General features: G+C 32.1%; 1 pseudogene. It reads right to left on the bottom strand.

The window, feature by feature from the left end:
- Positions 1-262: pseudogene (locus EAE91_RS23705) on the bottom strand (helix-turn-helix transcriptional regulator); the annotation flags it as partial.
- Positions 263-599 lie beyond the last annotated feature (337 nt).

Here is a 599-nt window from a genome sequence, read left to right as displayed (position 1 = left end):
GTGTTTCAAGTGAGCATATTCTTTTCTCTTGTTTCATAACATTTTTATCGTGAATAACGAATTCCTTTGCAAATTCAGCCCCGTTCCAGGGGAGTTCATTATCATATTTCCCTTCATAATCAAATAAATCTGGGATATTTTGCATTTGTCTAAGTGCAGAATTACAAAAAATCCAACATGAGTTTTTGTCTTTGATTGCCCAAGGTTCGTTACTTTGCTGCATGGTGTTAATGACTTGTGATGAGATTATCTTGCTATTCATAATATTATTTCTCTTCTTTGCCTTAAAATTAGATTATTGATGTTTAATATTATAATCACTTTAACTCACGACTATCCTATGACATGGGATAATGGGTGGTCATAAAACTCTTCATAATCAAATGATTGTTTAAAGTTACGAATAATTTTCTTTGTAGCTGAATTACTGTAGATAAAGTTTGAAGAACTATCCTGTATTCCCCACGGTTTATTGAACACTTCTATTGTGTTCATAATCTGAGACGATATTGCATAGTTCTTTTTCATATCAGTAAAAGCTCCTCTATAATCTAAACGTTAAAGAAACATTCTGCTTTCTGGATGCACAAACCTTTCTG

This window comes from Photorhabdus noenieputensis (assembly GCF_018448935.1).
Classification (GTDB): Bacteria; Pseudomonadota; Gammaproteobacteria; order Enterobacterales; family Enterobacteriaceae; genus Photorhabdus; species Photorhabdus noenieputensis.
This window is presented reverse-complemented; position numbering and strand designations above follow the sequence as displayed.